The organism is Salinimicrobium flavum, from assembly GCF_042684505.1.
Taxonomy (GTDB): Bacteria; Bacteroidota; Bacteroidia; order Flavobacteriales; family Flavobacteriaceae; genus Salinimicrobium; species Salinimicrobium flavum.
In genome coordinates this window covers 1-3328 of the sequence record NZ_JBHULT010000007.1, presented here as the reverse complement: position 1 = coordinate 3328, position 3328 = coordinate 1, and the positions used below count along the sequence as shown (strand labels likewise).

The window sequence follows — 3328 nt, the reverse complement described above, 5'->3', positions numbered from 1 at the left end:
CCGAGTCCTGCAGACAGTGGAGGAGACTACACTTATAGCTGGACTGTACCAATGGGAGTAAGTGATCCTGGTAACGTAGCTAGTTTTAGTGCAAGTATTGCGGGTAGTTATAGTGTGACCATTACGGATAAGACTACCACCGCTTGTACTGGTAGTGGCACTGGAACTCTCACTCTTGTTCCATGCTGCACCTCCGAAACAGCTTACGCTTATGGAGGAAGTAAGGCAAACGACTTCTGCGGCAATATAAAAAGCAGTAATTGGGGTTGGTCAAACGGACCTTACAATGCTAGCGGATTAGATGTTACTCTACCATTGTATGCCGGTGCGTCACAATGTACCATAGATAGTGGAACCCTTGTTGGAAATGTGCGTTTGTATAGAGACGGAGATTATATCAATGTGGTCTATACCATGATGGATGATGTTGCGAATAATGAAATCTATAAATTAGAAGGCATTCATGTATATATTGGTTGTGACAAATATCCTAGGTTTGCCGGAATTCCGGGACAGTACCCCTATAGCGGACCGGTAGTCGATGAATATACCGCCACAATTAGAATACCGGTTTCAGTCTTGGAAGGGAAAGGAAAAAACAAGGATTTATGTAATTTCTATTTCATAGGCCATGCCAATGTAGATGTTTGTGAAGGAACAAGAGATCCTGCACCTACCATCACAGCTCTTGAATCCACCCAATCCATCCAGGCAGAAAGTCTGAACGTGGAAGTTGTGGAGAATGACGTGGATGTTTATCCTGTACCATTCAGTGAGGTGATCAATGTAGATTATGACCTTGATTACTCTTCAAATGTGGTTATTGAGATCTTTGATCTGGGAGGCAACTTGTTGAAAACCGTTCAGGATAGCGGAGTCTCTAAAGGATCCACTACTTCTATAGGTGTTGACTTCTCAATAGGTGCCAATCAAATGTACATAGTGAGAGTAACAACAGATCGTGAAGTATTTGTGAAACAAATAGTTTCGTCTAAAAAATAAATTTTATTAACCTTTAAAACCTGAAAAGCAGCCGGAAACGGCTGCTTTTCTATTTCACGGTGTTTTTAAAATTCGTTCTATTAATTTCATTAAGAATAAATTTTCACCGGTAATGTAATCTTTATCCCTTCAAATTTGCATTTCATCTAAAAATATTAGTTTTTAACAAAAATTTCTGATAATCAGACATTTACCTCCTGATTTTTATTTTACATTTAAGGTAAGTTTAATGATTTGAAGACGAATCTTACAATCTCAGTCTCTACATTTTCGCTTTAAATTATTACGACTTTTCCTCCCCCAACGATCAAAATTCCCTTCCCCCGCGGTAAAAGACTATGTCTTTAGAGCTTAACAGAACCTATCCCCCGGGCTGATGATTGCCTCCCTATTTTATTTTCTTACATATAATTTCTAAAAAACTGCTGTAGCAGTACATTGCCCTGTACCTACCGTTCTTTTCCATCTTTTGTTGGCAATAATTCTAACCAAAATTATTAATTATGAAAGATGATACTTTTTGTCCGGTTAACCACCGGACATCCAACTCCCGGCCCCGAACCCGGCCCCGTAACAGGAAATCCATGATCAATGGTTTTTCCGGTTTGATCCTTATCCTGCTTCTGTTTTTTCTACCGCCTCAACAGGTACAGGCACAATGTGAATCCTCGCCGGCTATTTGCCAGCCAAATATGGAGGAGGGGCATGGCCCAGATCCTTGTGATGCCAAAGTATACTGCTCCAACAGTGGAGCAGTGGAATCAGGTCTCATAAGTTGTACCCATGCAGCAGATACAGACGGATGCGGTATTGAGGCCAGTGATCCTGATATAGGATTGTATGATGCATCCGCTGCTGCAGAATATGACCATCTTTTCAACGGAAGCGGATGTGAGACCGGAAACTATCTTCAATGGATGGTTTTTGCTACTCCTCCCAATGTTGACGGGACAAAAATACAGGGCGTAGGAGCATCAGACTCCTGGTTTCTGTTCCACGCCGGTTCTTTTACAGATACTTCCGGGGATATGCAAAGCATCGCTCAGCGATTGTCAGATCCTATCGCCTGCGAAGAACAATTTGAACTTATTGCATGCAGTGATGCTAACCAGTACGAGGCCTGGAGTAATGATAATGCAGTACTTGGAGATGATGTCTATAATGTATACTATATCGCATTTTTCTATGACGCTCCTACAAATGGATCCCTAAACTTTAAAATAAAGGAATGTGAATATGAATGTCCTGCATTCGCTACCAACTGTCCGGAAGATGTCATTGAAGGATCCTGTCAGTCGCAGGAAGCTATTGATATGGCTTTTTCTGATTTCCTTGACGACTTCACCGCAAGCGGCGGATGGAACAGCACTGTAGAATGGTTTGTGAACGGCAACTCGACCGGCGCTATTAAACCCGGGGTTGATGTGGCCCCTGATGAGTGTGGAGGTGCGGTGACTATTGGATATACCATTACAGATGACTGTAATGAACCTTACTCTTGTGAAGCAACCTTTACGATTGAAGACAGAATGGAACCGGTACCTCCGATGGATGGAGGTTCGACCGTAGCCTGTTTGTCTGAAGCTACACCTCCTGTTCCGGCTGTTGTGACCGATGAATGTGGAGTGGAGTTAAATGCGGTTGGTCCTGTGATAACAGATGAACCTGATCCCATAACTTGCGAGGGAACCCGTACCTATCAGTATTCCTATTCAGACGACTGCGGAAATACCGTGTACTGGAACTACGTGTATACAATCGAGTACGAGCCATTCACCATTGAAGATATGGATGGATCTGAAACTGTAGCCTGTGAGGCAGACGCCGACGGTGTTGGTATCACCCTTCCAACAGTGATGGATAACTGTGGTAATACTTTAACTGCAGGTACTCCTGTGGTGGTTGATGCTCCGGATCCACTTACTTGTGAAGGCACCCGCACGTATACATGGACTTTCACAGATTGTGAAGGCAATACCGCTGACTGGTCTTATGTGTACACTATCGAGTACGAGCCATTCACCATTAGNCTGCAGGTACTCCTGTGGTGGTTGACGCTCCGGATCCACTTACTTGTGAAGGTACCCGTACGTACACCTGGACCTTTACAGATTGCGAAGGCAATACTGCTGACTGGTCTTATGTTTACACTATCGAGTATGAGCCATTCACCATTAGTGAGATGGACGGCTCTGAGACCGTAGCCTGTGAGGCAGATGCTGACGGTGTTGGTATCACCCTTCCAACAGTGATGGATAACTGTGGCAACCCATTAACTGCAGGTACTCCTGTGGTGGTTGACGCTCCGGATCCACTTACTTGTGAA

At 43.7% G+C, this 3328-nt stretch carries 2 protein-coding genes and 1 pseudogene; all 3 read left to right on the top strand.

The genetic code is table 11. From position 1 onward, the window contains the following. Positions 1-1002: T9SS type A sorting domain-containing protein (locus tag ACFSTG_RS08090; protein ID WP_380750849.1), on the top strand; the 1002-nt coding region annotated here is incomplete at its 5' end. Between the two features lie 503 nt (positions 1003-1505). Further along, positions 1506-2996, top strand: a pseudogene (locus tag ACFSTG_RS15150) (HYR-like domain-containing protein); the annotation flags it as partial. Between the two features lie 50 nt (positions 2997-3046). Then, the coding region (locus ACFSTG_RS15145) for an HYR-like domain-containing protein (RefSeq protein WP_449329204.1) at positions 3047-3328 on the top strand (282 nt) is incomplete at its 3' end.